Source organism: Paraburkholderia sp. GAS41, assembly GCF_050436545.1.
Lineage (GTDB): Bacteria > Pseudomonadota > Gammaproteobacteria > Burkholderiales > Burkholderiaceae > Paraburkholderia.
The window spans coordinates 39,742-66,475 of the sequence record NZ_JBNDMK010000028.1 but is presented as its reverse complement, the minus strand read 5'-3'; the positions used below and the strand labels follow the sequence as shown (position 1 = coordinate 66,475).

The 26,734-nt window shown below is 62.3% G+C and carries 24 protein-coding genes; 6 read left to right on the top strand and 18 right to left on the bottom strand.

Annotated features, from left to right (window positions below; all coding sequences use genetic code 11):
* Positions 1-9: 9 nt before the first annotated feature.
* From P3T43_RS29675 to P3T43_RS29615, 13 genes are all read right to left on the bottom strand, one after another.
* Positions 10-876 (bottom strand): branched-chain amino acid ABC transporter permease, encoded by an 867-nt coding sequence (locus P3T43_RS29675; RefSeq protein ID WP_429284567.1) that lies wholly within the window; start codon positions 874-876, stop codon positions 10-12.
* Positions 873-1,580 carry an ABC transporter ATP-binding protein gene (locus tag P3T43_RS29670; RefSeq protein ID WP_429284566.1) on the bottom strand — a complete coding sequence of 236 codons (708 nt, stop codon included), beginning with the start codon at positions 1,578-1,580 and terminating at the stop codon, positions 873-875. The genes P3T43_RS29675 and P3T43_RS29670 overlap by 4 nt, the downstream gene beginning before the upstream one ends.
* Positions 1,581-1,582: 2 nt before the next feature.
* Positions 1,583-2,305 (bottom strand): ABC transporter ATP-binding protein, encoded by a 723-nt coding sequence (locus tag P3T43_RS29665; RefSeq protein ID WP_429284565.1) that lies wholly within the window; start codon positions 2,303-2,305, stop codon positions 1,583-1,585.
* 23 nt (positions 2,306-2,328) lie between these two features.
* Positions 2,329-3,618, bottom strand: coding sequence for an ABC transporter substrate-binding protein (locus P3T43_RS29660; RefSeq protein ID WP_429284564.1), 1,290 nt, complete (start codon positions 3,616-3,618; stop codon positions 2,329-2,331).
* Between the two features lie 77 nt (positions 3,619-3,695).
* On the bottom strand, positions 3,696-4,754 hold the full coding sequence (locus P3T43_RS29655; RefSeq protein ID WP_429284563.1) for a maleylacetate reductase: 1,059 nt from the start codon (positions 4,752-4,754) through the stop codon (positions 3,696-3,698).
* A gap of 6 nt (positions 4,755-4,760) precedes the next feature.
* The gene (locus P3T43_RS29650) at positions 4,761-6,224 is read right to left on the bottom strand and encodes an aldehyde dehydrogenase family protein (RefSeq protein ID WP_429284562.1); all 1,464 of its coding nucleotides are present in this window, start codon (positions 6,222-6,224) and stop codon (positions 4,761-4,763) included.
* Positions 6,225-6,317: 93 nt separating this feature from the next.
* Positions 6,318-7,316, bottom strand: coding sequence for a hydroxyquinol 1,2-dioxygenase (locus P3T43_RS29645; protein WP_429284561.1), 999 nt, complete (start codon positions 7,314-7,316; stop codon positions 6,318-6,320).
* A 43-nt stretch (positions 7,317-7,359) separates the two neighbouring features.
* Complete coding sequence (locus P3T43_RS29640) at positions 7,360-7,851, bottom strand: hydroxyquinol 1,2-dioxygenase (protein ID WP_429284560.1); 492 nt, start codon at positions 7,849-7,851, stop codon at positions 7,360-7,362.
* A gap of 159 nt (positions 7,852-8,010) precedes the next feature.
* Positions 8,011-8,976, bottom strand: coding sequence for a LysR family transcriptional regulator (locus P3T43_RS29635; protein WP_429284559.1), 966 nt, complete (start codon positions 8,974-8,976; stop codon positions 8,011-8,013).
* 98 nt (positions 8,977-9,074) lie between these two features.
* The gene (locus tag P3T43_RS29630) at positions 9,075-9,971 is read right to left on the bottom strand and encodes an amidohydrolase family protein (RefSeq protein WP_429284558.1); all 897 of its coding nucleotides are present in this window, start codon (positions 9,969-9,971) and stop codon (positions 9,075-9,077) included.
* 53 nt (positions 9,972-10,024) lie between these two features.
* Complete coding sequence (locus tag P3T43_RS29625; protein WP_429284557.1) at positions 10,025-11,047, bottom strand: substrate-binding domain-containing protein; 1,023 nt, start codon at positions 11,045-11,047, stop codon at positions 10,025-10,027.
* Positions 11,048-11,084: 37 nt separating this feature from the next.
* Positions 11,085-12,080 (bottom strand): ABC transporter permease, encoded by a 996-nt coding sequence (locus P3T43_RS29620; RefSeq protein ID WP_429284556.1) that lies wholly within the window; start codon positions 12,078-12,080, stop codon positions 11,085-11,087.
* Between the two features lie 40 nt (positions 12,081-12,120).
* Positions 12,121-13,674, bottom strand: coding sequence for an ATP-binding cassette domain-containing protein (locus P3T43_RS29615; protein ID WP_429284555.1), 1,554 nt, complete (start codon positions 13,672-13,674; stop codon positions 12,121-12,123).
* A 326-nt stretch (positions 13,675-14,000) separates the two neighbouring features.
* Between P3T43_RS29615 and P3T43_RS29610 the strand changes: the two genes are divergently transcribed.
* The 5 genes from P3T43_RS29610 (at position 14,001) to P3T43_RS29590 (ending at position 19,106) form a co-directional block, all read left to right on the top strand.
* On the top strand, positions 14,001-14,897 hold the full coding sequence (locus tag P3T43_RS29610; RefSeq protein ID WP_429284554.1) for a LysR substrate-binding domain-containing protein: 897 nt from the start codon (positions 14,001-14,003) through the stop codon (positions 14,895-14,897).
* A 121-nt stretch (positions 14,898-15,018) separates the two neighbouring features.
* A complete protein-coding gene (locus tag P3T43_RS29605) occupies positions 15,019-15,768 on the top strand; it encodes an SDR family NAD(P)-dependent oxidoreductase (RefSeq protein ID WP_429284553.1) in 750 nt (249 codons plus the stop codon).
* A gap of 127 nt (positions 15,769-15,895) precedes the next feature.
* Entirely contained in the window at positions 15,896-17,224 is a 1,329-nt protein-coding gene (locus P3T43_RS29600) for an MFS transporter (RefSeq protein ID WP_429284552.1), read from the top strand.
* 38 nt (positions 17,225-17,262) lie between these two features.
* Complete coding sequence (locus tag P3T43_RS29595) at positions 17,263-18,108, top strand: transketolase (protein WP_429284551.1); 846 nt, start codon at positions 17,263-17,265, stop codon at positions 18,106-18,108.
* Positions 18,105-19,106, top strand: a complete 1,002-nt coding sequence (locus tag P3T43_RS29590) for a transketolase family protein (protein WP_429284550.1) — start codon at positions 18,105-18,107, stop codon at positions 19,104-19,106. Before P3T43_RS29595 ends, P3T43_RS29590 begins: the two co-directional genes overlap by 4 nt.
* A gap of 89 nt (positions 19,107-19,195) precedes the next feature.
* Here P3T43_RS29590 and msrA read toward each other — a convergent pair whose 3' ends face one another.
* The 4 genes from msrA to P3T43_RS29570 form a co-directional block, all read right to left on the bottom strand.
* Positions 19,196-19,645 (bottom strand): peptide-methionine (S)-S-oxide reductase MsrA, encoded by a 450-nt coding sequence (gene msrA, locus P3T43_RS29585; RefSeq protein ID WP_429284549.1) that lies wholly within the window; start codon positions 19,643-19,645, stop codon positions 19,196-19,198.
* A gap of 11 nt (positions 19,646-19,656) precedes the next feature.
* Positions 19,657-20,703, bottom strand: a complete 1,047-nt coding sequence (locus tag P3T43_RS29580) for a glycine betaine ABC transporter substrate-binding protein (RefSeq protein ID WP_429284548.1) — start codon at positions 20,701-20,703, stop codon at positions 19,657-19,659.
* Positions 20,704-20,711: 8 nt separating this feature from the next.
* Positions 20,712-22,817, bottom strand: coding sequence for an ATP-binding cassette domain-containing protein (locus P3T43_RS29575; protein WP_429284547.1), 2,106 nt, complete (start codon positions 22,815-22,817; stop codon positions 20,712-20,714).
* 330 nt (positions 22,818-23,147) lie between these two features.
* On the bottom strand, positions 23,148-24,056 hold the full coding sequence (locus P3T43_RS29570) for a LysR family transcriptional regulator (RefSeq protein ID WP_429284546.1): 909 nt from the start codon (positions 24,054-24,056) through the stop codon (positions 23,148-23,150).
* A gap of 115 nt (positions 24,057-24,171) precedes the next feature.
* On the opposite strand from P3T43_RS29570, the gene P3T43_RS29565 reads away from it, so the two are divergent.
* Positions 24,172-25,338: an alkene reductase gene (locus tag P3T43_RS29565; protein WP_429284545.1), complete on the top strand. Its 1,167-nt coding sequence runs from the start codon at positions 24,172-24,174 to the stop codon at positions 25,336-25,338.
* A 102-nt stretch (positions 25,339-25,440) separates the two neighbouring features.
* Here the strand turns inward: P3T43_RS29565 and P3T43_RS29560 are convergent, their stop codons facing one another.
* Entirely contained in the window at positions 25,441-26,703 is a 1,263-nt protein-coding gene (locus P3T43_RS29560; protein WP_429284544.1) for a multidrug effflux MFS transporter, read from the bottom strand.
* Positions 26,704-26,734 lie beyond the last annotated feature (31 nt).

Sequence of the window (26,734 nt, the reverse complement as noted above, 5' to 3'; positions counted from 1 at the left end):
TCCATACCTCTATGCGGTTTTCGGCAGCAAGCCCTGCGGCCGTACCACCAGCACGGCGAGGAACATCACGTGACCGAGCCAGATGCCCCAGCCAGGATCGAAGTAAAAGCCGGCCTGCTGGGCGATGCCCAGCGCCATGCCGCCAAGAAACGTGCCCCAGAACGAGCCCATGCCGCCGATGATCACGGCCTCGAATGCATACAGCAGCAATGCCGGACCGTCGGTGGGCGAAACGGCCGTGCGCATCGAATAGAGCGCCGCCGCGATCGCGATCAGTACGAAGGCAATGCCCATTGCCAGCGCATAGGTGCGGCGGTAGGACACACCCATCAACTGGACGATCTCGCGGTCATCGGAAGTCGCGCGGAAAGCGCGTCCAAGCGGCGTCCGGCCAAACAGCCACTGCATTGCAAAGGCAAGCACCACCGTGACCGCCAAGGTGACGAGAGGCAGGTAGCCGAGCGTGACACCCGGCGCGAGCGTCAAGCTTTGCGACTCGAAACTGCCCGTCGCCACGGAGCGAGGATCGGCGGAAAATACCTGCTGCAGCACGTTCTGGATAACGATCGAAAGGCCGAATGTGACGATTAGCGAAGGCAGTGGATCACGGCTGCTCACGCGATTGAGGATGGCGTACTGAATCGCGTAACCCGCACCGAACGCGATGACGAGCAACAGGATGAGGGCAACCCCGAGCGGCAGATGTGCGAAACCGGTCAGGGCGAACAGCACGAATACCAACAACACGATGAAATCGCCGTGCGCCGTGTTGGTCAGCCGCATGACACCGAACACCAGCGACTGCCCCATCGCAAAGAGCCCATACAGCGCGCCGAGCAGCACGCCTTGCACGATGATGTTGATTAACGTATTCATGCGGCCGCTCCGAAGTAAGCCTGAGTAATCGCCTCGTCGGACACTTGCGCCGACAGCCCCGCTAGCGAAACACGTCCCTCCTGAAAGCAATAGAAGCGCGAAGAGACACGGCGCGCGAGTTGCACGTCCTGTTCGACCACGATGGCGCTCATGCCATCCGCGACGATTGCGGGTAACGCCGCGTAAATCTCCCGCACGATGACCGGCGCAAGGCCGAGAGAGAGTTCGTCGCACATCAATAAGTCTGGATTGCTCATCAATGCGCGGCCGATCGCCACCATCTGCTGCTGGCCGCCGGACAACGCGGTAGCGGCATGATGGCGGCGCTCCTGCAACGCCGGGAACAGCGCATAGATGCTGTACAGATTCCAGCGGCCGGGGCGCTTGCTAAAGGCGCCGAGCAGCAGGTTTTCCTCCACGCTCAGGCTGGCGAACAGCCGCCGTCCCTCCGGCACTAGCGCAATCCCCTTGCCGACGATGCCCGCCGCTGCCACGCCACCCACGGCTTCGCCCCGGTACACGATCTGTTCGGCACGCGTCCGCAGCAAGCCGGCCACCGACTTCAAAAAGGTCGATTTGCCCGCGCCGTTCGAGCCGATCAGCGCAATGACCTCGCCCGGCGCGACGGTGACGTCGATACCGAACAGCGCCTGGAAGTCGCCATAAAATGCGCTCAGGCCGCGTGTCTCCAGAAGTGCCGACATGATTACGCCTCCAGTCCAAGGTAAACACGCCGCACTTCGGGATTGTCCATCACTGCGGCAGGCTCGCCCTCAGCGAGCTTCTTGCCGAAGTTGATGACGAGCAACCGGTCGGCCACCGCGAGCAACGCATGCACCACGTGCTCGATCCACACGATGGTCACGCCGTGCTCCTTGACACGACGAATTTCATCGACGAGTTCACGCGTTTCCGGTTCCGTCAAACCGCCCGCAATCTCATCGAGTAACAGCAATTGCGGTTGCGTGGCGAGCGCACGCGCCAGTTCGAGACGCTTGCGATCCAGCAACGCGAGCGTGCCCGCTAGTTGATTGGCACGCGCCTTGAGGCCGGTGCGTTCGAGCACGTCGACGCAGATGTCATAGGCCGCGCGCTCGGTCGCAGCACCGCCGAAGGTTGCGCCGACCAGCAGGTTTTCGAACACGGTCATCCCGCCGAACGGCCGCGGCACCTGATACGAGCGGCCAATGCCCGCCGCGCAACGGCGATGCGGCGGTAGTTGACCGATGTCCGCGCCGTCGAATGCGACGCTGCCCTGATCGGGACGCACATCGCCGCTCACCAGATTGAACAGCGTGGTCTTGCCGGCGCCGTTCGGGCCGAGAATCCCGTACGTCTCGCCGCGCTCGACTGCAAAGCTCATGTTGTCGGTCACCCGCAACGCGCCGTAGCGCTTCGACACGCCGGTGAGTCTCAGGACACAGTTCATCGCCGCGCTCCTTCGCTGTCAGCTCACGCAATCAGCTTGAGCGGGCCGGAAATCGGCACGGTCGGCGCGAGCTGATTGTTGACGATCGCCAGATCGAAAGGATGCTTCTGCCCTTTCACCCATTGACCTCCCACCAGCGGTGTCTTCGCGACATTCTTCACCGGCCCGTTGCCCCACGCGACATGACCCACCAGCGTGTCGAGTTTCGTCGACGCCACTGCGTCGCGAATCGCCTCGTTCGAATCGACATCCTTCGCACGCTTAAGCGAATCCACGGCGATTTCGAACAACGCGTGGGCGAAACCGATTGGCTGGGTCCATTGCTTCGACGTCACGCGCTCATAGTCGGCTGCGACCTGTTGGGCACTTTGCCCCGTGAGCGACGACTTGAATGGATGCGACGGCGACCACCACACCTCGGTCGAAAGACCGTCGCCGAGATCACCGAGCGCTTCAACGGAAGTCGGAAATAGCAGCGCCTTGCCGATAGAAATGACTTTTGGCTTGAGACCTTGTTGCCGCGCCTGCACCAGAAAATTCTTGGCGTCGGGCGGAATCACGACGCCTGTCACGATCTGCGCATTCGCCGTCCTGAAGGTAGAGATCTGCGCGGAGAAATCCTGCGTCATGCTCTGGAAGCGGCCTGGATCCTTGAGCGTGAAGCCCTTTTGCGCCAGCACCGGCGGAAAGCCGAGTTTCGCGTCGCCCCATGCGTTGCCGTCACCGTCGTTCGGAAACAGACCTCCGACACTGTGATTGGTCTGCACCGATTGCCACATGCCGGTATAGACGGCAATCACATCTTCGAGGCCCCAGAAGAAGTGATAGGTAAACCGGAAGCCCTTTTTCGGATTGCCCTTTCTGCCGAAAAACCACGGCTGCCACGGCACGACTGTCGACACGCACGGCGTTTCGTTGATCTCGCACACATCGCTAACGGGGTTCGCGGTTTCAGGGGTTCCGGACACCAGCATGATGTCGACCTTGTCCTTGAGAATCAGGTCGTTTGCGACTTCACCCGCACGATTCGGATTCGATTGGCTGTCCTTGACGAGGATCGACACCGGATACGATTTGCCCCCGATCACGATGCCGTTCTTCAGCACGGTTTGCATCTGCTGGATCGTGAAGCGGTCCGCCTCCCCGAACGGCGCGAGCGGCCCGGTTTGCGGCGACACATAACCGATTTTTAGCGTACGTGAACTGGCGGCGAACACACGTGGGGTCAGCGCCGGGGTCGCGGCAGCGAGCGCGCCGCCCGCTGCGAGTCTGACGAAACGGCGCCGGCGGGCGTCGAAGGAATGTCCTTGCATGGCTGTCTCCTGTCTCTATGTCTGTTGTTGTCGCTTTGCGCTGTACGCTTCGCGCAGCGTTGGCCGCGGCGTCGTCTCTAGCGTGGCCTTCGTCCTTCAAACGCGGCTTCGAGTAGCGCCCGCAACGGCGCCCGTTCGACCGGACGCGGGTTCCCGTACGGATTTTTCAGCGCGAGATCCAGCGCGACTTCCAGGTTGGCGGCGCTGACCCCGATCTCTTTCAGTGCGGTCGGCGCGCCGTGCTTATGGGCAAGATTGAACACCCCTTGCGCGGCGTCGTCGGCGTGTAGCGCACGGGCAATACGCCGCATGGCTGCCGGCGCCGCATCCCGGTTGTAGGCCAGCACGTGCGGCAGCACGATCGTGTGCGTTTCGGCGTGCGGCAGACTGAACGTGCCGCCAAGCGTGTGACATAGCTTGTGATGCAAGGACATGCCCACGCTGCCGAGCACCGCACCGCACAGCCACGCGCCATACAGGCAGTCCGCGCGTGCCGCGAGGTCGGCGGGATTACGCATGACATGCGGCAAGCCTTCTCCGAGTGCGCGAATACCCTCTTCCGCCATCAGACTCACAACCGGATTCGCATCCTGCGCGTACAAGCCTTCGGCCGCATGCGCGATTGCGTTGATCCCGCTCGTCAGCGATAGTGCAGACGGCAACGAAGTCGTGAGCGCCGGATCGTAGATCACGGTCTTCGGCAACACACGCAAATCTCGCCCGGTCCGCTTCAGGCCGCCTTCGGTGAGGCCGTAGATCGGCGTCATCTCGGAGCCCGCGTAGGTGGTGGGGATCGACAGGATCGGCAATCCGCTTTCTAGCGCAATCGCCTTGCCGAGGCCCGTGGTCGAGCCGCCGCCCAGCGCCACGGCACAATCCGCGCCGAGCGCCGCGGCAAAGTCACGGGCCGCGCGCGCCGTTTCCACTGGCACATGCATCACCGCTTCAGCGAAGACGCCGACCGCTCGCGACCCCAGTTGCGCCGCCAGTGCTTCCGCCTGGTCACGCTGCTGCGGCGTCGCCAGGACGAGTGCGCGGGTCGCGCCGAGCAATTCGATCTCGCGGCCGAGCTGGGCGAGGCTGCCTGCACCGAAGATCACGCGTGCGGGCAGGCCGTTGTACACGAACGGGTCCATGGCGGTTCAACGCGGGTAGTAAGGGGGAATCTGTGCGTCGACATTCACCCAGACCGACTTGGGCTGCGTGTATTCGCGCATCGCTTCGAAGCCCATTTCGCGGCCATAGCCGCTCGCGCCGACACCACCGAACGGCGAACCAGGGCTCACGCGCTTATAGCTGTTGATCCACACCATGCCGGCACGTAGTTCACGGGCGACGAGATGGGCGCGCTGCAGGTCGCGTGTCCACAAACCCGCGCCAAGACCGTACTCGGTGCCGTTGGCAATCGCGAGGGCTTCCTCGTCGGTGCGGAACGTGGTGACGGCCATAAACGGGCCGAACACCTCTTCCTGCGACACTCGGTCCGCAGGTTTTGCCTGAACGATGGTCGGCTCGACATAGCAGCCGTTCGCGAGCGCCGCCGCATCCGGCGCCTTGCCGCCTGCCAGCACCCGGCCACCCTGCTCGCGGGCGATGTCCACATACGACAGCACACGATCGCGATGCTGGCGCGAGGTCAGCGGCCCCATCTCGGTCGCCGGATCCAGCGGATCGCCGACGCGGATCGTGCGGCTCAGCGCGATCAGTTTTTCGAGCACTTCATCGGCGATCGATTCGTGCACGATCATCCGCGAAGCCGCGATGCAGGCCTGCCCCTGGTTATGAAAGATGCCGAACGCGGAACCTTGCACGACGGCTTCGATGTTCGCATCGCCGAACACGATATTGGCGCCTTTGCCGCCGAGTTCCAGCTGCACTTTCTTCAGATTGCCGCTCGACGCCTGAACGATCTTGCGTCCCACCGCCGTCGAACCCGTGAAGGCGACCTTGCTGATCTCTGGATGTTCGGCGATGTACTGTCCCGCCACGTGACCGAGTCCGGGCAGCACGTTGACGACGCCCTCGGGAAAGCCCACTTCGGCCATCAACGCGGCAATGGCGAGACTGGACAACGGCGTAAGTTCGGCCGGCTTCATCACCACGCAATTGCCTGCCGCGAGCGCGGGCGCCATTTTCCAGCTCGTGAACATGAGCGGGAAATTCCACGGCACCACCTGGCCGACCACGCCTACCGGCTCGCGCGTCAGATAGTTCAGAAAGCCCGCTTCTACGGGAATCACCGAGCCTTCGAATTTGTCGGCCATCCCGCCGAAGTAGCGAAACATCGCAGCGGTACGCGGCACGTCGAGATTGCGTGTGTCGCGAATCGGATGACCCGTATCGAGCGATTCGAGGTGGGCCAGTTCGTCCGCGTTGGCTTCGATTGCGTCGGCGAGTTTGAGCAGCAAACGTCCACGCTCCATCGCGGCAAGCTTGCTCCACTTCGGAAAGGCCGCTTTCGCGGCAGCCACCGCGCGGTCGATGTCGGCGTGGCCCGCCATCGCCACCTCGGCAATCACCGAATTGTCGTGCGGGTTCAGGGTGGCGAGCGTTTCGCCGTTTGCGGCCGGCACGAAGCGGCCGCCAATGAAGAGTTGCGTTTGCATGTCAGTCCCGCGCAAGTGAAACCTGGACGTGACATCTCCCGCGGCGCCAGCGGTCTGGCGCCGTTCGTCTCGAACCGGGAGATGCCGGAAGGGTTAGAACTGGATCGGATACGGCGGCAGTTCGCCGCTCTCGTAGCGTTTCGGCAGATCAGGTGTGGCGTTCTCCCAGACCAGCAGCATCGAGCGCTTCTGCGAGTAGCCCTTGTGGCGGATATCGGCCGGCATCGCGGCGATATCGCCTGCGTTCATCGTGATGCGTGCCCGCGGCTCGCCACTATCCTTGTCCGCGACGTCCCAGATGATCTGATCGGACAGTTGCAGGAACCACTCCACCCGATCGTTGCCGTGAAAGACCGGCAGGACGAATTCTTCGGTCGTCGGACAAAACAGGCTTTGCTGGCACACTGAGGTCACGGACGGATTCCATGTCACGTCCGAGCGCGACAGGTACTTGAAGAGGCTAAACGCATGCAGCACGCCTTCGAAACCGGGTTCGGCGTGGACCTCCGGTTCGTCCTGGACAACGTCGGCGAACTGGCGGTTCACCGGTAGATCGTCGCGCAGCGGCGAGTCGCCTTCGAGTCCCGGCATCCGTCTGGTCGCAATGCGCGTGCGTTCGATCGCCGCAATGTTGTCACCGTGTTTGGTGCCGAATGCCGAACCGGTTTCCTCAGGCGCTGCGAACGGATCGAAGCCTTCGTTGACCCAATCCTTCAGGATCGCCTTGAAGGTCGCCATGATGATCGGCGTGTCGAACTGCTGAATATGGTCGACGCCCGCTTCCTTGAAATTCGCGTTGTACGCTCCCGCGTACATGTCGACCTTGCCGTAATGGTTGCGAGTGCCAATCACTTCGTCGAAATTGACCCAGCCGTAAAAAAAGCCCCACGCGACGTCGCGCATCATCGCGCGCAGAAAGTCGTCAGCGTGCATTTGATGGGAGCGAAGCTGGCCTTTCGCCGGCCACCTGATTGTCGCGAAGTAGGCGTCGCGGCTGAATTCGAAATCGCCGAGGCGGAAGATGCGATAGCCCGTGACCGGATCCGGTTCGCTAGCGGTCACGTTTTGCAGCCCGGTTACTGTGTTGTCCATGATTGACTCCAGGGGATCGAAGGTGAGCGAGGGTGAAAGTGGCTTACTGGATGCAGATATCGGCCCACTTCTCGACCGAGTAGCGTCCAAGAATCGTCTGCACGAGCACGACACCCTTCGTCACCGCTTCGAACCGGTACGCGGCCCCGGCGGGCAATAGCGCCTGATGGCCGCGCCTGAGGCGAACGTGGCCCATCGCCCGGCCCGAAGGCTCGCCGTCGAGGCGCACCGTGCCTTCGGTTTGCGCATCGACCAGCAGTCCGTCCGAGGGCTTGATGAAATGCACGACAATCTCGCCGTCGAGCGCCACGGCGAATTCATCATGCGCGGCCGTGAACCACGGCGAAACGCCTTCGGCTCGCAGCGTTTCGATCACGTACTTGAGGTTCTTTCCGACTACGACTTTCTCGTAGGGCGCTGCGCGGCTCGCGACTTCGAACACGTTCGACATCGCGTAGTGCTCCGGTTTGCCCTTGATGATGTCGATGGAGCCCTTACGAAAATTGTCCAGGCTGCCGAACCAGGTCTGTTGCATGTCTGCCTCCATGTGTCTGTGAATGCGTTGCTTGCATCCAAGATTAAGTGGCGACCGGCACAACGGCAATGATCTGAGGTTCGGGAATCACGAACCATGAGTGCGTCGAATACCCGCCAGGGAAACTACCTGGGGGCTAGCCCGAGCAGGGCGGAACGCTCATTCCTCGGCGAGTTCTTCGCCCACGCTCTTCGTGTCGTCGTCTGGCGGCACGATGCCCAGCGCCCGGTCCCATGGCGTTTCGTGGAGGTAGCGCGCGCGCAGGAAATCGACGAACGCCTTGACCTTGGTGGTGGAGCGGTGCGAGGCGGGATAGACCGCCGACAGCCACAGCGGCGGCGCCGCGTAGTCCGGCAGGACACGTTCGAGCCGCCGCTCGAGCAGGTCGGCGGCGGCCACCATGGTCGGCAGGTAGACGACGCCCGCGCCGGCCCGCGCGAACTCCAGCAACAGGTGGACGCTATTGCTCTTAAGCACCGGATTGAGGGCGATTTCGAACGTATCGTTACCTTTCATCAACGGCCATTTGTCGCCCCACGGGTAGTACGAATAGCAGGCAAAGTCGTGACGCAGCAGGTCCAGAGGCGTCTCGATGACCGGTTCTTCCTTCAGGTAGCCGGGGGCGCCGCACAATACGCCCCGCACGTGAAACAGACGTCGCTCGACCAGCAGGTTCGACGCGGGCGGATAGATCTGCAACGCGAGATCAAAGCCCTCCTGCACCGGATCGATGACGCGGTCGTTGACGGTCACCACGAACTCGACGCGCGGGTAAGCTTCGCGGAATTCGATCAGCGCCTGCGAGAAATGGCCGAGCGCGAAGCCCGGCAGCACATGAATGTTGAGGGTGCCCGACAGCGAATGCGGCTCGCCGCGCGAGCGCCCGGACAGGTCGTGCGCGCGGTTGACCAGTTCGACGCATTCGCGGTAGTAAGTTTCACCGAGTTCGGACAACCGGACGGCGCGCGTCGAACGGTGAAACAGCGGCACGCCGAAATGCTCTTCGAGTTGTTTGACGCGCGACGTCACCACCGATTTCGCCACGCCCAACTGGCGTGCTGCGTTGGCAAAGCTCTGTGCCTCCGCGGCCCGCACGAAGGCCTCCATCGACATGAACAGGTCCATACGGTTGTCTCCCTTGCACAGGACCGCTGCCCAGGCGGTCCGATCCAACGGAGTAAAGTGTACTTCACCCTGCGTCTGTAACCCCACTGCAACCCATTTCAAAGCCTGTATACACGCTCCGCATTGTCGTGAAACAGCGCGCCCCGTTCAGCGCCGGAAAAATCGCGCGTGATCGTCTTGAACGCATCGAACACGGTGTCGTAACTGCTAAACAGTTTGTCGACCGGGAAATTGCTCGCGAACATGCAGCGATTCACGCCAAACGCTTCAATCGCATGGAAAACGAAAGGTCGGATGCTGTCTACGGTCCATTTCCAGTCGCCCATGCCCAGCCCCGAAATCTTGCAGAACACGTTGTCCGCCGTAGCGAGCAATGTCATGCCGCGTTTCCAGCCTTCGATCTCTTCCGGCGTCCGGTCGACCGGCATGCCGGTGTGATTGAGAATCATCGGTGTATCGGGAAAGGCGCGCGCGAGCGAGAGCGCCTCTTCCATCTGCGTGTAATAAAGCTGTAGATCGAACGACAGGTCGTGGCGTTTCAGCAAGGCGTAGCCTTTGCGCCATTGCGGATCGTCCATCAGATGCGGGTTGTCGATAAACGTCTTCACCGGATCGCGGTGAAAATTCAGGCACTGGCGAATACCCCGCACGTTCGCATACTGACAGTGTTCCTCGATTACCGCCTGCGCGTTGGGCGCAGCGAGGTCCGCAAACGCGACGATCCCGTGCGGATAACCGTGTACGTCCGCAACCTTTTGCAACCAGCGTGTTTCGGACACCGGATCGTTGTGATCGTATTCCACCTGAAGATGGACCGTTTTCACGACATTCTGATTCTTGATGTCGGCGAGAAAATCGTCGATCAGATAGTCCTTGCGGATCGCGGAATAGTCACCGAATACGCGTTCGAGCATCGGCCCCTGCAACCACGGATAGACGCCGGTCTTGAGGTCGTAAAGGTGATGGTGCGGATCGATGATCGGTAGATTGTCCATGGTGTCTCCTGTAGTCAGGCGGCGCCGAGGCGCCGGCTCCTCGCGCTAACGCTTCAGTATTGACCTGCCGACGGCGGATAGACCCGTTTGACGGTTGCCTGGGCCCCCGGCTGATCGATGGTGTCTTTGGTGACGAGCGGCTCCTTGAGCGCCAGTTCCTGGGTGGTCGGCTTGTGATTGAGCGCGTTGAACACCTGAGTCGTTGCGTCGATGCCCTGGCCTACCGCCTCCTGCAGGAAGATGCCCTGGATCTGTCCATCGCGCAGCAGCTTGATCGTGGTCGGGCTGCCGTCCGCGGTGACCACCGCAATCTTGCCGACACTCCCGCGCGTCTGCAACGCCTTGGCCGCACCGGTCGCCGCTTCGTCATACATGCCGTAAATGCCCTTGACGTCCGGGTGAGCGGTCAGCACGTCGTTCGCCTGCTGAACCGCCTCGTTGACCGTCAACCCATGCGTTTCGAGCACCTGCACGAGGTCGCAGCCGTCGCTCTTGAACGACTCCTGCGCACCCTTCATGTACTTTTGCGCATTCTCGCGGTCCTGCGGCAACGAGAGCATCGCCACCTTGTTGCTGCCACGGTCCTTCGCCAGCTTGCAGATGTAGGCGCCTTCGGCTTTGCCCGTGTCATAGTTGTTCGCGGTCACGGCCGACGTATAGTCGGTCTGACCCGCCTGCGGCCCGATACCCGCGAACGCGACCGGCACCGACTTTTCCTTCAGAAGACGCAGCACGGGCGGCGTGCTGGTGGAACTGACCGGTCCCATGACGATTGCCGTGACGCCGCGTGTCAGCGCCGTGCGAACATTATCCATCTGCTTGGCAGGCGAGTTCTCCGAGGTGAACTCCACATAGTCCATACCCAGTTCCTTGGCTCTTTGCTTGACGCCGTAGGCCACCCATTGCCAGTACGAGATATCCAGCGACGGTGCGATATACGCAACCGTCTGCTTGTCGCCTGCAAACGAGGCCTGCGACGCGAATGCCGCTGCGAAGGCCAGCACCGAAGCTGCAATTACCTGTGCAACCGGCCGTCCCGAGAACCTGCTGGCTGATTTTGACGCGCGCTTTTCCATGATTGTCTCCTTCATGCTAGCTTGAGCAAAGCCGTGCTTAACGCCGGGCTTTAGTAACGCGGTCCACGAGGACCGCAATGAGAATCACGACACCGGTGACGGTGCCTTGCCAAAAACTGTTGACGCCGATGAGGTTGGCGCCGTTCTGGATGATGGTGATCATCAGGGCCCCGAGCAGCGCGCCAATCGCCGAGCCCGTGCCGCCGAACAGGCTCGCGCCGCCAATCACGACAGCCGCAATGGCCTGCAGCATCAGGCTCGACCCGGCCGTGGCTTCCGCATTGCTGATGTACGAGACGCTGACGATGCTCGCAAACGAAGCGAACAGCCCTGAAAGCAGATAGGCGCCCAGGCGGACCCGGTTGACCGGAATGCCGATCACTCGCGCCGAGGAACTGCTGCTGCCGATCGCATACAACCACCGCCCGGCGATGATCTTGCGCAGACTGAACTCGATGGCGACCAGCAGCAGCACGCACCACAGTGCGTAGTTCGGCAGACCCGGAATCACCGTTCCGGAATTCAGCAGCCAGTAGTCCGGATTCGTGATGGGCAGCGAATGGCCATCGGTGACGATGAACGACAGGCTGCCTGCGATCGCATACGTGCTCAGCGTCACCACGAACGGCGCCAGCCCGACGAAGGTCACGAGCGCGCCGTTGATGGCACCGATCAGGATGCCTACGGATAGTCCGGCGAGACTGCTGGCGATCGCACCATAGCCGTGCGCCATCGCGAGACCCGTAACCATGCCCGTCAGCGAGAAAACCGACCCGACGGACAGATCGATACCGCCCGTGATGATCACGAGCAGCACACCGAACGCCATAATGACGAGTGGTGCGGCCGCCTGCGTGACGTTGGAGATATTGCCGCCGGACAGCGCGGCCGGCACGATCATGCCGACAGCCAGTTCGATCACGATGATGGCGAGCGCGATGGCAATCTCGGTGCGATACGCCGACAGCAGACGGCGACCTGCGCCGCCGCGCCGCACATGCCCCTCCGGCAGCGAATGTGTGACTGATTTCATGAGTGTCTCCAGGTTGATTTCGTTGTTTCGCGGACCGCGTCTAGGCGGCCATGCCGGTTGCGGCAGCGAGTTGCGTTTCGTTGACGTCGGCGTGCCGCAATACTTCGGTCGGCTTACCGTCGAGGTCGAATGCGAGCACCGTGTCGCAGAGTTCGACCAGTTCGATGTATTCGGTCGACCACCAGACGATCGTCGTGCCCCGCTGCGCCATCTTGCGAATCAGCGCGTAGATTTCGCGCTTCGTGCGGATGTCGACGCCGCGCGTCGGCTCTTCGAGTACCAGCAACCTCGGCCGTAGCAGCAGCCAGCGCGCAATCAGGAGCTTTTGTTGGGTGCCGCCGCTCAGGGTCGACGGCAGGTCCCATAGCGAAGCCGTGCGAATCTTCAGCGCCTCCAGCAGTTGCGTGCTTTGTTCGATCTCGGCGCGTCCCACGACATTGCGCCGGTTGACCACGCGCGCGGCCGCGACGAGGTTGTCGACGATCGGCAAGGTGGCGAGGATGCCTTTGTTCGAGCGGTCGCCCGAGACGAAGCCGACACCATCGCGCGCGCCGGCACAGGGGTGCGCATAGCTGACCCGGGCACCGTCGCGCGTGATTGCCCATGCGCCCGCAGGTGCGATGCCGGTCAACGCGTCGATCAGCGACGAAGGCCCGACCGGCGCGCCAGCAAGGCCGACAATCGCGCCGGCGGGCGCTTCGATCGCCACACCATCCCGTTCGATGCGAAGCGCACCGCGATGGGCCACAGGGCTGGCCGGTTCGTCATCCTTAGCATCCTGTTCGACGGCACGGTTCGTCCGTCCCGCTTCCGCCGGCTCGGCAACGTTTGCCGCCGCCTCTTCGACCACCATGCTTTGTCCCATGCATTCGACAATTTCGCGGTCGGTGATGGCATCCAGCGCGACACGGTCGACAGCGGTCTTGCCATCGCGAATGATCGTGCAGACATCCGCAATCTGGCGAATTTCACGCATCCGGTGCGAAACGAACAGAACGGCGAGCCCCGTATCGGCGATCAGGCGTCGGATCACCGCGAACAGCCGCGTCGTTTCCGCTGCGGTCAGGTTGGCGGTCGGCTCGTCGAGCAGGAGTAACTTCGCACCCGATCCGAGCGCGCGGGCAATCTCCACCAGTTGCCGCTCGTGCAGCGTGAGTCCGCTCACGAGGCGCCCCACGGATTCACGTGCGAAGTGCGGGTCGATCAACGACAGCGCTTCGATGGCGAGGTCCAGCGACGCACGTTCGCTGTAGCGGGCAACGCCACGCCGCAGCCGTGGCATCACAATGTTTTCCGCGACCGACAGATGCGGCAGCAGCGCCAGCTCCTGATTGACCACGGCGATAGTGCCGGCCGCAACCGGGCCACCCACGGAGGCGCCCGGCACTTGTCCATCGAACTCGAGGGCGCCGCCGTCGCGCTCGTACTGACCGGAGATGATCTTGATCAGCGTCGATTTGCCCGCACCGTTGCCACCCAGAAATGCGTGCACCTCACCGGCCGCGATGGAAAGATCGAAGCCCTTCAGCACGCTCGTGGGCCCGAAGCTCTTGACGATCGAGCGGGCCGTCAGCAGATAAGGTTGTGCAGTCATGACGCGTGCCGCGCCGTGCGCAGAGGGTTTTGATGGGCGTCGCCTGACCGCGCCTGCTGGCCGAAAACCGGATAATTCATTGCTGTCTCCTGTTGACCAGGTGTGGCGCTCTGGCGCTTACCCTGATCTCATGCAAAGATGGGTGCGGCGCAGTTGTTGCACTGCGCAATCCCTATTTGTGATTTGCCGCCTTGCTGCCTTTAAGATGGACTCCCAGGCACGGGAACTGCGTGGTTCCCCGTTCGTGCGGCTTGTTGACAGAATGGCAGTGCAGAGGGCGTGCGAACAAGGCGGTTTCATTCAACTGCATCTGAAATAAATTCACTATGCGCATTCCACCGGTTAAAGCCATCGTCGCTTTCGAGAGCGTGGCCAGAACGAAGAGCGTCAACCGTGCGTCCGAAGAATTGGGGCTGACCGCCTCGGCAGTGAGTCATCAGATCAGCAATCTCGAGGCGATCATCGGCCAGTCGCTGTTCTATCGGTCGGGCCGCGGACTCGTGCTCACGCCCACCGGCGAGCGTTATCTATCCGACGTGACCGGCTCGCTCGCGGACCTGAGCCGCGCAACGGAGCGCGCATCGAGCCGCACCGACGTCGAAATCCTGCGTGTGCATTCGAGTCCCAGCTTCGGGCTGATGTGGCTGCTGCCACGGCTCGCGTCGTTTCAGGAGGCCAATGGCGACATCCAGCTGAATCTGGCCTGCTCATACGAAGACGTATCGTTTACCAGCGGTTATTACGACATCGATTTGCGCCACGGCTATGCCAACTGGCGCGATCTGGAAGTGCGCACCTTGCGCAGCGAATTCATCGCGCCGCTGGCCTCGCCTGGCTATCTGGAGCGCAATCCGGTCAACACGCCGGAAGACCTGCTGACGCATCGTCTGATCTATTCGGAGACTCCGTTGGTGCAGTGGAAGCAATGGTTCGGGCGGACCGGCGTCTCCGGCAAACATAAGACCTTCGACTTTTCGTTCGACCGCTCTTACATGTCGCTGGAGACGGCTGCGCTCGGCCTCGGCATCGCGCTCGAAAGCCTGATGCTCGCCTCAGTGCGCATCAAGGAAGGCGCGCTCGTGCCGGTATTCGACACCACGTATGCCGTCGAAGTGGGCGCGCATCATCTGGTCTATCCCCCGCAAAACGCGGAGCTGCCGCGCGTCACGCGGTTCATTGCATGGATCGAGCGGGAGATTGCCCGCATGGAACGTCCGGCCTAGCCATCCGCACCCGCGCCACGTCACCTGAAAATTTCTCAAGCATAGTTGAGCCGTACGTCGTTGATGCGACCGGCAGTGCAGTAGACACTGGCGTCATCACATCAACAGTCAGGAGACAACCATGCTGCTCGAGAACAAGGTCGTAATCGTCACAGGAGCGGCCTCGCCGCGCGGAATCGGCAAGGCGACCGCTAGGGCGCTGGCTGCCCAGGGCGCGCGTATCGTGATCCTTGATCTGCGCGAAGAAGACGCGAAGAGCGCCGCTGCGGATCTTGGCGCGGCTCATCTGGGCCTCGCCTGCGACGTGACCGACAAAGCCGCCTGCCTAGCCGCCGCCAAAGCGACCCTGGACCGCTATGGCCGCATCGACGGCCTCATCAACAACGCCGGCATCACGCAGCCTGTGCGTACGCTCGACATCAGCGGCGATAATTTCGACGCCATCGTCGACGTCAATCTGCGCGGCACGCTCTACATGTCGCAAGCCGTGCTTCCCGTCATGAAAGAGCAGAAGGGCGGCAGCATCGTCTGCATGTCGTCGGTATCGGCGCAACGCGGCGGCGGCATCTTTGGCGGTCCTCATTACAGCGCGGCCAAGGCAGGCGTACTCGGCCTCGCCCGCGCCATGGCCCGCGAGTTCGGCCCGGACAGCATTCGCATCAACTCCATCACGCCGGGTCTGATCCAAACCGACATCACCGGCGGCAAGCTCACCGACGACATGCGCGTCGACATCATCAAAGGGATTCCGCTGGGCCGGCTCGGCGACGCCGCCGATGTCGCCAACGCCTGCCTCTTTCTGGTCAGCGACCTGTCGACCTACCTCACCGGCATCACCCTCGATGTGAACGGCGGCATGCTCATACATTGATGACAGCGCCTGCAGCAAGCAGGCGCTGCGTCCGTGGCACCTGGGCAAACCCGGGGCCATGGGCACAACAGGTTGCATGGGATCGGAGTAAGCGTCAAAGCGCCAACTCGATCCACAGGAGACAGACATGAAAACGAAGTACACCGCTTCGGCCAGCGTCGGCGATGTCATGCCGCAGACGGACTCGAGGAGCTTCGAATCGAGAACGTACGCGAAAGTCAGCCGCCGTCTCATCCCATTCCTGATGCTGTGCTATCTCGGCGCCTATCTCGACCGCGTCAACGTCGGCTTCGCGAAGTTGCAGATGCTGAACGATCTGCGCTTCAGCGAAACGGTCTACGGCATGGGCGCGGGCATTTTCTTTCTCGGCTACTTTCTGTTCGAAGTCCCGAGCAATCTGGTCCTGCACCGCGTCGGCGCCCGCAAATGGCTTGCGCGAATCATGCTGACCTGGGCCGCGATCTCCGCGTGCTTCGTGTTCGTCAAATCACCGACGGCCTTTTATGCGCTCCGTTTTCTGCTCGGCGTCGCCGAAGCCGGCTTCGCGCCTGGCGTGATTCTCTATCTGACGTACTGGTTTCCGGCTGCGCGCCGGGCCAAGGCGTTGTCGCTGTTCTTCATGGCGATCCCGTTGGCCGGCATCATCGGCGGCCCGCTGTCGGGCTGGATCATGCATTCGCTTGGCGGTGCGCTGAGTCTGTCCGGCTGGAAGTGGCTGTTCCTCCTGGAGGCGTTGCCGTCGCTCGTGCTGGGCGTGGCGATCCTGCTGTACCTCGACGACAGCATCGCCAAGGCAAAATGGTTGACGGAAGCGGAAAAGACGCTGCTGGCGCGCAATGTCGCCAACGATAGCGCCTATACGGTCGCGCACATTTCGATCCGCTCGTTTCTCGGCGACCGCCGTTTGTGGCTGATGGCCGGCATCTATTTCTGCGTCGTGCTGGGCCAGTATGGCCTGACCTTCTGGCTGCCGACCATCATCCGCAAGGCCGGTGTCGCCGATCCGCTCTGGGTAGGCGTGTTCACCGCGATTCCTTACCTGTGCGCCATCATCGCGCTGCCGCTGATCGGCATGAGTGCCGACCGTCATCGCGAACGCCGGTTACATCTGGCGATTCCCATGCTGATTGCCGCAGCAGGCTTCGCAGTCCTGCCGACGCTCGGCAGCGTGCCGGCTTCCATCGTCTGTCTGAGCGTCGCTGCAGCGGGCATCCTCGCTTCCTCTTCGCAGTTCTGGTCCTTGCCGACTGCCCTGCTGGGCGGCATGTCGGCGGCAGCCGGGATCGCCGCCGTGAACTGCGTGGCCAACCTCGCAGGCTTCTTTTCGCCGGCGATCGTGGGCTGGCTGAACGACTTCACCGGCAAGTCGACCGCCGGTCTGATCTTCATCTCAGTGGCCGTCACGCTCGGCGCTGCGCTCGTCTTTCTGGTTCCCGCGAAATCGGTGAACCGCTAAGCCCTTTCCATCATTTTCGACTGATCTCAGGAGACACCATGAACAGTCCAGCCAGCGCGTCGACGGCAACCCTTGCCGAACACGCTTACCGTATCCGCAGAAACGCGCTGTTAATGGGCGAAGTCCAGGGACAAGGCTATATCGGGCAAGCGCTCGATATTGCCGACGTGCTGGCCGTCGCCTACTTCGGCGCGATGCGCTATCACCCGGAAGATCCCGAATGGGAAGGCCGCGACCGCTTCCTGTTGTCCAATGGTCACTATGCGATTGCACTGTACGCAGCGCTGCTCGAAGCAGGCATTCTGCCGCCCGAAGAACTCGAAACCTATGGCAGCGACGACAGCCGTCTGCCGATGTCGGGCATGGCCAGCTACACGCCAGGCATGGAGATGTCCGGCGGCTCGCTCGGCCAGGGCTTGACGATTGCAGTGGGCCGCTGCCTCGGACTCAAGCGCAAAGGTTCGGATGCCTTCGTATACACGCTGTTTTCCGATGGCGAACTGGACGAAGGCGCCATCTGGGAAGGCCTCATGTCCGCGAGTCACTGGAAGCTCGACAATCTGATTGCCGTGGTCGACGTGAACAATCAGCAGGCCGACGGCCCCTCGTCGCAGATCATGGCGTTCGAGCCGCTCGTCGAAAAAATGCAGGCATTCGGCTGGTTCACGCAACGTGTCGATGGTAACGACATCGCCGCCGTGGCTGCGGCGTTCGACGCGGCGCGCAAGCATCCGGTCGCACAACCGCGCATGATCATCGCCGACACGCACATGGGCCGCGGCGTGCCGTTCCTCGAACAGCGCGAGAAAAACCACTTTATCCGCGTCGACGCGCACGAATGGCAGCTCGCGCTCGAAGCACTGGAAGCAGGGAGACAAGCATGAGCGATACCACCATCAGCAAACCACGCCTGAAAACCTCGGCGATGATCGCCTCGATTGCGGGCGAAGGACAGATCACGCGCTCAGCGCCGTTCGGCCACGCCCTGGTGGAACTGGCGAAGCAAAAGCAAAGCGTCATCGGCATGACTGCCGATCTGAGCAAATACACAGACCTGCATATTTTCGCCAAGGCGTTTCCCGAACGCTTCTATCAGATGGGGATGGCCGAGCAATTGCTGATGGGTGCCGCCTCAGGATTTGCGCATGAAGGCGCGCAGCCTTTCGTCACGACGTATGCGGTTTTTGCCACGCGCCGCGCCTATGACTTCATCCATCAGACGATCGCCGAAGACAATCTGGACGTGAAAATCGTCTGCGCGCTGCCGGGTTTGACGACGGGCTACGGTCCGAGCCACCAGGCCGCCGAAGATCTCGCGCTGATGCGAGCCATGCCCAACATGACGGTCATCGATCCGTGCGACGCGCTCGACATCGAGCAGATGGTGCCCGCCATTGCCGCACATAAGGGCCCGGTCTATGCACGCCTGCTTCGCGGCAATGTCCCTGCGGTGCTGGACGAGTACGACTACACCTTCGAACTCGGCAAGGCGAAGATGTTGCGCGACGGCGCGGAGGTGCTGATCATTTCGTCAGGCTTGATGACGATGCGCGCGCTCGAAGTGGCAAAGGCACTCGAAAGTGACCGGATCGGCGTCGGCGTGCTGCATGTGCCGACCATCAAACCGCTCGATACGCTGACCATCCTGCGCGAAGCGAAACGCTCAGGACGCCTGGTGGTCGTGGCGGAAAACCACACGGTGATTGGGGGTCTGGGCGAAGCGGTGGCAGGGGAGCTGATGCGTGCGGGCGTGTCGTGTGCCTTCCGCCAGATTGGCCTGCCTGATGCGTTCCTCGCCGCCGGCGCCCTGCCGACGCTTCACGATCGCTACGGAATTTCAGCTTCTACCATGGGCGAATCGATCAAGGCCTGGCTGAAATAAGCATCGGGCGCCTCGACGACACGCGCTATGCAACGCCACGTGGATGCAGCCGGCCAAGCGGATTTTCGCCCGCCGGCTGCATGCTCGTGTTACAGACTACACGCGCTGCCGCCGTGCTTTTCCACGTAGCGCTGATCTTCCTCTCGCGCCAGTTCGAAATGCTCGAGCACCGTCACTTCGGTCACAACCGGCTTGCTCAAGCGGCCTGATTCGCTGAGCGCGCGTTTCGCGGCGTTCGCCTCTTGCGCCTGTTGATCCGAGTTCACGAAAATCGCCGAGCGATATTTCGCGCCCATATCCGTGCCCTGTCGATCCACCGAGGTCGGATCGTGCAGCGTCCAGAAATGCTCGATCACCGTCGTAAGCGGCAAAACGGCGGCATCGAAGTCCACCTGCACCACTTCCACCTTGGGCGCATCGGGCTGTCCACCGCTGGCAAAGCCCACCCGCGTGTCCAGCACACCCGGCAATTGACGCAGCGCGGCTTCAGCTCCCCAGAAACATCCTGCGCCGAGCGTGACCTGATTCCGTTCACTCATCTGGAGTCTCCTTACTGTGCCTTGCTGAGCTTCGTGTCGCCGGCCAGCCACGTGTCGACCGTCGACTTATGCGCTGCGACCCACTCCTTGGCGGCCGCATCGGCCGGCTCATGATTCTTCTGGATCTTGAGGATCAGGTCGTTTAGCGCAGTCGGGTCGAGTGCGACGTTCGTGAGGAACGCAGCGATCTTCGGCGAGCGCGTCTGCAACGATTTCGCGGACAACACATAAACCTTGGCATCCGGGTAAGCGCACGTGACGTGACTCTTGTTCAACCAGTCCGAATCGGTAGTCGGACTAACGAACTTCCAGCAGCCGTCGGCCTTGTATTGCGGATCGCCCTTTTTGTCGTCCTGGGCGTAACCATCGAACGCCGGTTCATCCAGACGACGCAGATCGAACGCCGAGAAAATCCAGTCCGGCGTATACGCGTAGAAAACAATGCCGCGCTTTTGACGGACCGCTGCTTCGAGGTTCGCGTAAGTCGCGGCTGCTTCGGTCGAAACGGCATCGAAATTGTTCGAGAAGCCGTAATCCTTCGCCTTGATTTCGCCAATGTACGTCGAACCCCAGCCCGCCGGGCCCACCAGCAACTGGGCTTTGCCGCCGCCCACAGGCGCAAACAGCTTGGCGATTTCAGGCTTGCGCAGGTCGTAGACCGACTTCACGCCATATTTGTCCTGGATGTAACCCGGAATATAAAAGCCCTGCACGCCGACATACGGGTGCAGATTCGGTACCAGCGAGCGCGTGCCGCCGGAGACATACTTGGCCCACGGAGCGGCTTCGTTCGGTAACCAGACGTCCGGCACCACATCGACGGCGCCGTCGTTCTTCGCAGCAGCGGCGAGCAGGACCGGAAGATCACCCGCCAGATACGACACGTCACCATCGAGACGCGTGGCGATCACTTCGCCGAGTACATGTTCAATCGCAACCGCGCCTGGCCAGTTGAGTTCGCCAATCACGACCTTGTCCTTTGCCATCGCCGACAAGGAAGGCAGCAGAAGTCCAAGCGATACGGCGACACCCGCAACGCGGGTCGAGAGTCTTTTCATGACAGTTTCTATTGGGTGGGATGAGATTGATGCCGGCGTTTGAGGGCCGACTGAAGAATGCGATCCGGGATGACTGCGCAGAGCACGATAGCAATGCCGGCGAGCACACCATCACCGCTTTTCACGTTACGCAGCGCGGTCATCACGTCATAGCCGAGTCCGTCTGCGCCGATCAGCGCCGCAACCACGACCATCGACAGGCTCATGACGATGGTCTGGTTGACACCCAGCAGCAACGACCCGCGCGCCAGTGGAAGCTCGACTTTGGTGAGCGTCTGCCACCACGTCGCACCGTGCGCCTCGGCCGCTTCGACTGCCGCCTTCGGCACTTCCTGAATGCCGAGTACGGTCAGGCGGATAACCGGCGCGAGCGCGAAGACCACCGTCGCGATCACAGCCGGCGTTTTGCCGACCGAGAAGAATGCGACCGCGGGAATCAGATAGACGAACGACGGCAGCGTCTGCATCACGTCGAGCAGCGGCGCCACGATGCTGCGCAGCGTCGGGCGCTTCGCCAGCAGGATGCCGGTGGGCACGCCGAGCAGCAACGCGACGAGCACTGAGCATCCAACGAGGGCGAGTGTCGCAATCGTATGGTCCCAAAAGCCAAACAGACCCAGATAGCCAAGCGCCGCCGCGCTGAAGACCGCCAGCGTCAGGCCCGCCACGCGCCATGCTGCGAACACCACCGCCATGACCGGCACAGGCCATGGCAGCCAGCCGAGCGCAAACTGAATCGCGTCGACCACCGTCCGCACGACGACGACGATGCATGCGAACACGGTTTCGAACGAGACTTGTGCCCAGTCGATCGCCTGATCGATGGCGTCCGACATCGTCGCCACGATTTTCAGGCTGGCCGGGAAGGCTGCAAGCGGTCCCAGATTCGCACCGAGCCCGTGCGCGCCTACCAGTGCCTCGGTCGCCAGTAGCAAGAGCAGCGGCAAGGCCCAACCGCCTTGATGTAGCGTCGTTGCACGCGTCGTGCATCGGACCACCGTCGCCCGGTTGATCAACCACAGCAGCGCGGCCAGAAACGCGAGTGGCGTGGCCCCTGCATGCCATTCGACACCCAACCACGCCGCCGCAAAAAGCTCGACCAGCAGGCTCGCACCAAACGCACCGCTGCGTCCCTGCGTGGCAAACGCCGCCGGGCCCAGTAATGCTGAAGGTAGCGAGCGCAGCGAGACGCCGCGCGTTTCGACTGCCGCACCGCTTGTAGTGCCGGCGAGCTGTTGCGTTTTCGGTGTGACATCCCCGCCCGCATGGTCGACGAAAAAGTCTGCGACGCCAGCGTCAGCCGGATGGCTCAGCAGTTCTTCAGGCGTTCCGACCTGCACGAGGCAGCCGTCGCGCATGACGGCGATCCGGTCGGCAATCCGCAACGCTTCCGCCGGATCGTGAGTGACCAGCAAGGTCGTGATGCCGCGCTCGCGCGCGATACGCAAGAAGCTCGCTTGCAGATCGCGGCGAATGGTTGGATCGAGCGCGCTAAACGGTTCGTCCATCAGCAGGATGTCCGGGTCGTTGGCGAGCGCGCGCGCGAGTCCAACGCGCTGCTGCATGCCGCCGGACAATTCGGCCGGGTAATGATCGGCCCATTCGGCGAGCCCCACGGTCGCCAGCAGACGATCGGCCGTCAGTTGTCGAGCGTCGGCGGGTTCGCCCCGTAGTTCAAGCGGAAGCGCGACGTTTTCCCGCACCGTGCGATGCGGCAGCAGACCGAAATGCTGGAACACCATGCCGATGCGCTGTGCGCGAAGCGCGCGCAATGCTTTCGGCGACAGGGCGCCGACGTCCACACCGTCGATCAGCACTTGCCCGCTGCTCGCCTCGACCAGCCGGTTGACATGCCGCAGCAAGGTGGACTTTCCGCTGCCCGATGTCCCCATCAGGCACAGCACCTCGCCGCGCTGCAGCTTGAGGCTCACGCCGCGCACCGCGGCAACTGGTTCGCCGCCGCGCGCGCTCTTATAGACCTTGCTGATATCGCGCAGCTCGAGTACGACCGACCTGGGTTCGAGTACGGCGGTGGGTGCAGTCGACGCAGGCCCCGAAATGTCGGCCTTGTCCGCACTAGCCGGACTAGCCTGGCCCGATTCGAAAACTTGCATCGCCTACTCTTTTTTTGCAAAAGGCGCAGTGTAGCCGCGAGCAAACGCCGTACAAAGAACGGATTGTTATTAGCTAATTCCGCGCTTTACGCTCACGCGGTGCTTCAATGTGCGAGGCAATCAACGACGAACCTCGTTGCAGCGAGCCGCTATTCGCCGCTCGCCCTTGTTCCTGCTGACGCAACGCGGATGCAGGGTGCAATTCGTGGCGAGGTCGAGCGCATCAGTCTGCGTCCTGCATTCGCACACTCTTTCCTGGCGAGCAAATATCATCCTGATTGATGCCACCTGTCCATCATGGTTATGGCGTGCGCAGACGCCATGCTCGCGCTATGCGACCCGACCCGTTGCCTTCGCCAGGCGCTCGCGCATCGCTTCGACAAAGACCCGAACCTTCGGCAAGACCTGACGTCTTGTTGGGTACACGGCCCAGATTTCGAGTTCCTTGGGACTCGCATCCATCAGTTCGATCTGCACGAGCTTGCCCGCTGCGATCTCCGCGTCCGCATGCCAGCTCGAAAGCACCGCCAGCCCCGCACCGGCCATGCACGCATCGAAAACACCATCGAGACTGCTGACCGTCACGCGGCCTGAAATGCGCACTGCGCGCTCCTCTCCGTCGACGTCGAACTGCCAGTGCAGCGTTCCGGTAGGCGCCACGCAATCGTGATCGGCAAGCTCACTCAGGCGGCGGGGACTGCCACGCCGCGACAGATACTGCGGGGACGCGCAGAGGATCCGCCGGTTGCTCCCCAGCGACGTGGCAATCAGGTTCGAGTCCTTCAGTTCGCCGATCCGCACCGCGACGTCCACGCCGGTCGAGACGATGTCGACCACCGCATCGGTCAGCAGCATGTCGACCCGCAAGCCCGGGTTTTCGTCCAGCAGCGTCGTGATCAGCGGCATGATGACCGCTCGCCCGATGGACCCACATGCCGTGACGCGCAGCAAACCCGCTGCGCCGTTTTGCGACGGCGAAATGATCGCGCGGCCCGCTTCCGCTGCTTCGAGAATCGTGGACGCGAACGGCAGGAATGCCTCGCCCTCGGCGGTCAACGACACCGAGCGCGTGGTGCGCTGCATGAGACGCACGCCCAAGCCCTCTTCCAGCGCCGCGAGTCGTCGGGTGGCGGCCATCGGCGCAATACCCATGCGTCTCGCGGCTGCCGAAAGGCTGCCCGCCGCAGCGGCGTTCAAAAACACGGCGACGCCGCCAAGATCGATTTTTTCGGCATCCATAGGGGTTTCCTTCGCGCATCCTGTTAGCCGTGGACTTCCACGGCACTCAGACAATTCTATCGAAAAGTGATATACAGGATCATTGCGGAAGGCATCTACTCGCGCATGGATATAATTGCTACGCTCGCGTTTCATTACCTTCTGGAACGCAACCGTGCAACCCGATCCGCTTTTTTCCCCCCTCAAGCTTGGCGCGCTGGAACTCAAGCACCGCGTCGTCATGGCCCCCATGACCAGAATGCGCTCAGCCCAGCCGGGCAACGTTCCTCACGCACTGAACGCCGAATATTACGGACAACGCGCGAGCGAAGGCGGCCTGCTGATTACCGAGGCGACTGACATTACGCCTCAGGCGCAGGGCTACCGGGGCACGCCGGGCCTTTACACTGCCGAGCAGATTGCCGGTTGGCGCGCGGTGACGGACGCGGTTCACGCGAAAGGCGGCGTGATCGTCAGTCAGATCTGGCACGTGGGTCGCATTTCACACTCTTCGCTGCAACCCAATGGGGCGCTGCCCGTCGGGCCGTCTGCCGTTCGTCCTGCCGGCGATCACACCAATGCGTCCGGTCAATCCGTTCCCTTCGAAACGCCGCGGGCGCTGGAAGAAAACGAACTCGCCGGTATCGTTGCCGACTTCGTCGCCGCAGCACGCAACGCGCAAGAGGCTGGTTTCGACGGCGTTGAGGTTCACGGCGCAAACGGCTATCTGCTCGATCAGTTCCTGCGCAACGGATCGAACCAACGCACCGACCGCTACGGCGGGTCGGTTGAAAACCGGGCGCGCCTGCTACTCGAAGTGGTCGATGCCGTGATTGCCGTGCTGGGTGCGCCGCACGTGGGTGTGCGGTTGTCGCCGTGGAACGGGTTCAACGACATGTTCGATAGCGAAGGCGAGGCGTTGTGGAATTACCTTGCTGCTGAACTGGACAAGCGTGACCTGGCCTATCTGCACGTCGTCGAACCTCGCTCGGACTTCACGACCGACCTGCCGGTCAATGACAGCGCTCCGGATGCGGCGGGTCATTTCAAGGCCATTTTCAAGGGCTCGCTGATCTCCACCGGCGGCTATGTCGCTGAAACGGCGCGTGCCGCTGTGGCGGATACGCGTGCCCATGCCATCGGATTCGGGCGTCTTTTCATCGGCAATCCTGATCTGCCTGAGCGGCTTCGCATCGGCGCAACGCTGACCCGGCAGGACCGCGCCACGTTCTATGGCGGCGATCATCGCGGCTATACCGACTACGCGTTCCACGAGGACGCGAGCTTGTCCTGTCCCGCCTGAAGGCCGCGTGAATACCGGAGCGAGCGCCGCTCCGGTGACACGCCTGCTGGTCACCCGGCCTGATGATTACCTGATTGCTACGCGCAGCCGCAATGGCTGCGCTTAAGTCGCCTCGCCGGTGGCGCACACGGCGGCCTCGGAGTCCAGTTGAGCGAGGTGTCGCAGCAGCTTCGTGACCATCCAGACAACCGTGAGCGCGAGCAGCACGAAGAACACGGCAAGCGGCGTCAGGAACTGTACCGACACGAACCCGGCGAGGCCCATCATCGCCGACGACACGAACAGCAGCGCACACCCGAGGATCGCGCTCGTCAGACCCGCGATATGCGGAAACAACGAATTACCCTTGGCCATCAGCGTGGGATACATCGCGCCGGCGCAGAACCCCATCACGAGTACAGGTGTAGCGAGCGTCCAGATCCGCAGGCCGACCGTCACCGCCAGCACCAGCATGGTAATCGACGACCCCGCCATCACGCGCGCCCCCATATACAAGCGCCGCTCCGCGCTCGGCAGACGCGGACTGTGGAGGCGGTTCGACAGACCGCCCAGGAAGTACATCAGGCCGATCCCGAGCGCGAGGTAGGCGAAATACGTTGGCGGCTTGTGCAACGTGTTCTGCACCATGAACGGTCCGATGATGTTGAACACCAGCAGAATGCTGTAGCACATCCCCTGCGCGAGAAAGCAGCTCTGGAACACCGGGCTCGACAGCACCTTGCCCGCGTTCGTCAACAGCGTGCGTGGCTCGAGGCGCACGGGCCGCGCCAAGGTCTCCTGATAGCGCCACACCAGTGTCCACATCACGACGGAATAAACCAGCAGGAACACAAGGCAGGACTTCCAGCCGAATAAGGTTTGCAGGTGCGCGCCGATCACCGGGGCAATAATCGGTGCGAGCCCCCATGCAATCGCCATATAGGTGAACGCGTGAATCGCTGTCAGTCCGGAGAAGGAATCGGTGATGATCGCCTTCGCGAGCAGGTTGGTGGCGGCGATGCCGAAACCCTGCAGACAGCGGGCCAGAATAAACGTCTCCAGATTCGGCGCGGCGAGCGATAGCACGCAGCCAATCGTAAAAACGACCAGGCCGAAAGCCAGCACGGGTTTGCGACCGTGTGCATCGGCGACGGGTCCGAAGATCAGTTGGCCGAGCGCGTAGGCTGCCATGTAGCTGGAAACGCTCGACTGGATCGCCTGCGGCGAAGTCGCGAAGAAGCGAGCCATGGCGGGTAGCGCGGGCACGTAAATATCGATCGCGAGTTGCCCGGCCGAAGCGAACAGGCAGATCAGGAGCAGCAGGAAACGCGGCGAATTGGGCTCACGCGACGAGGTGGTGGCGCGCTCGGGGATAGTGTGGTTCATGGCAACGTTGGAGAGGCGGATTCCGACGACG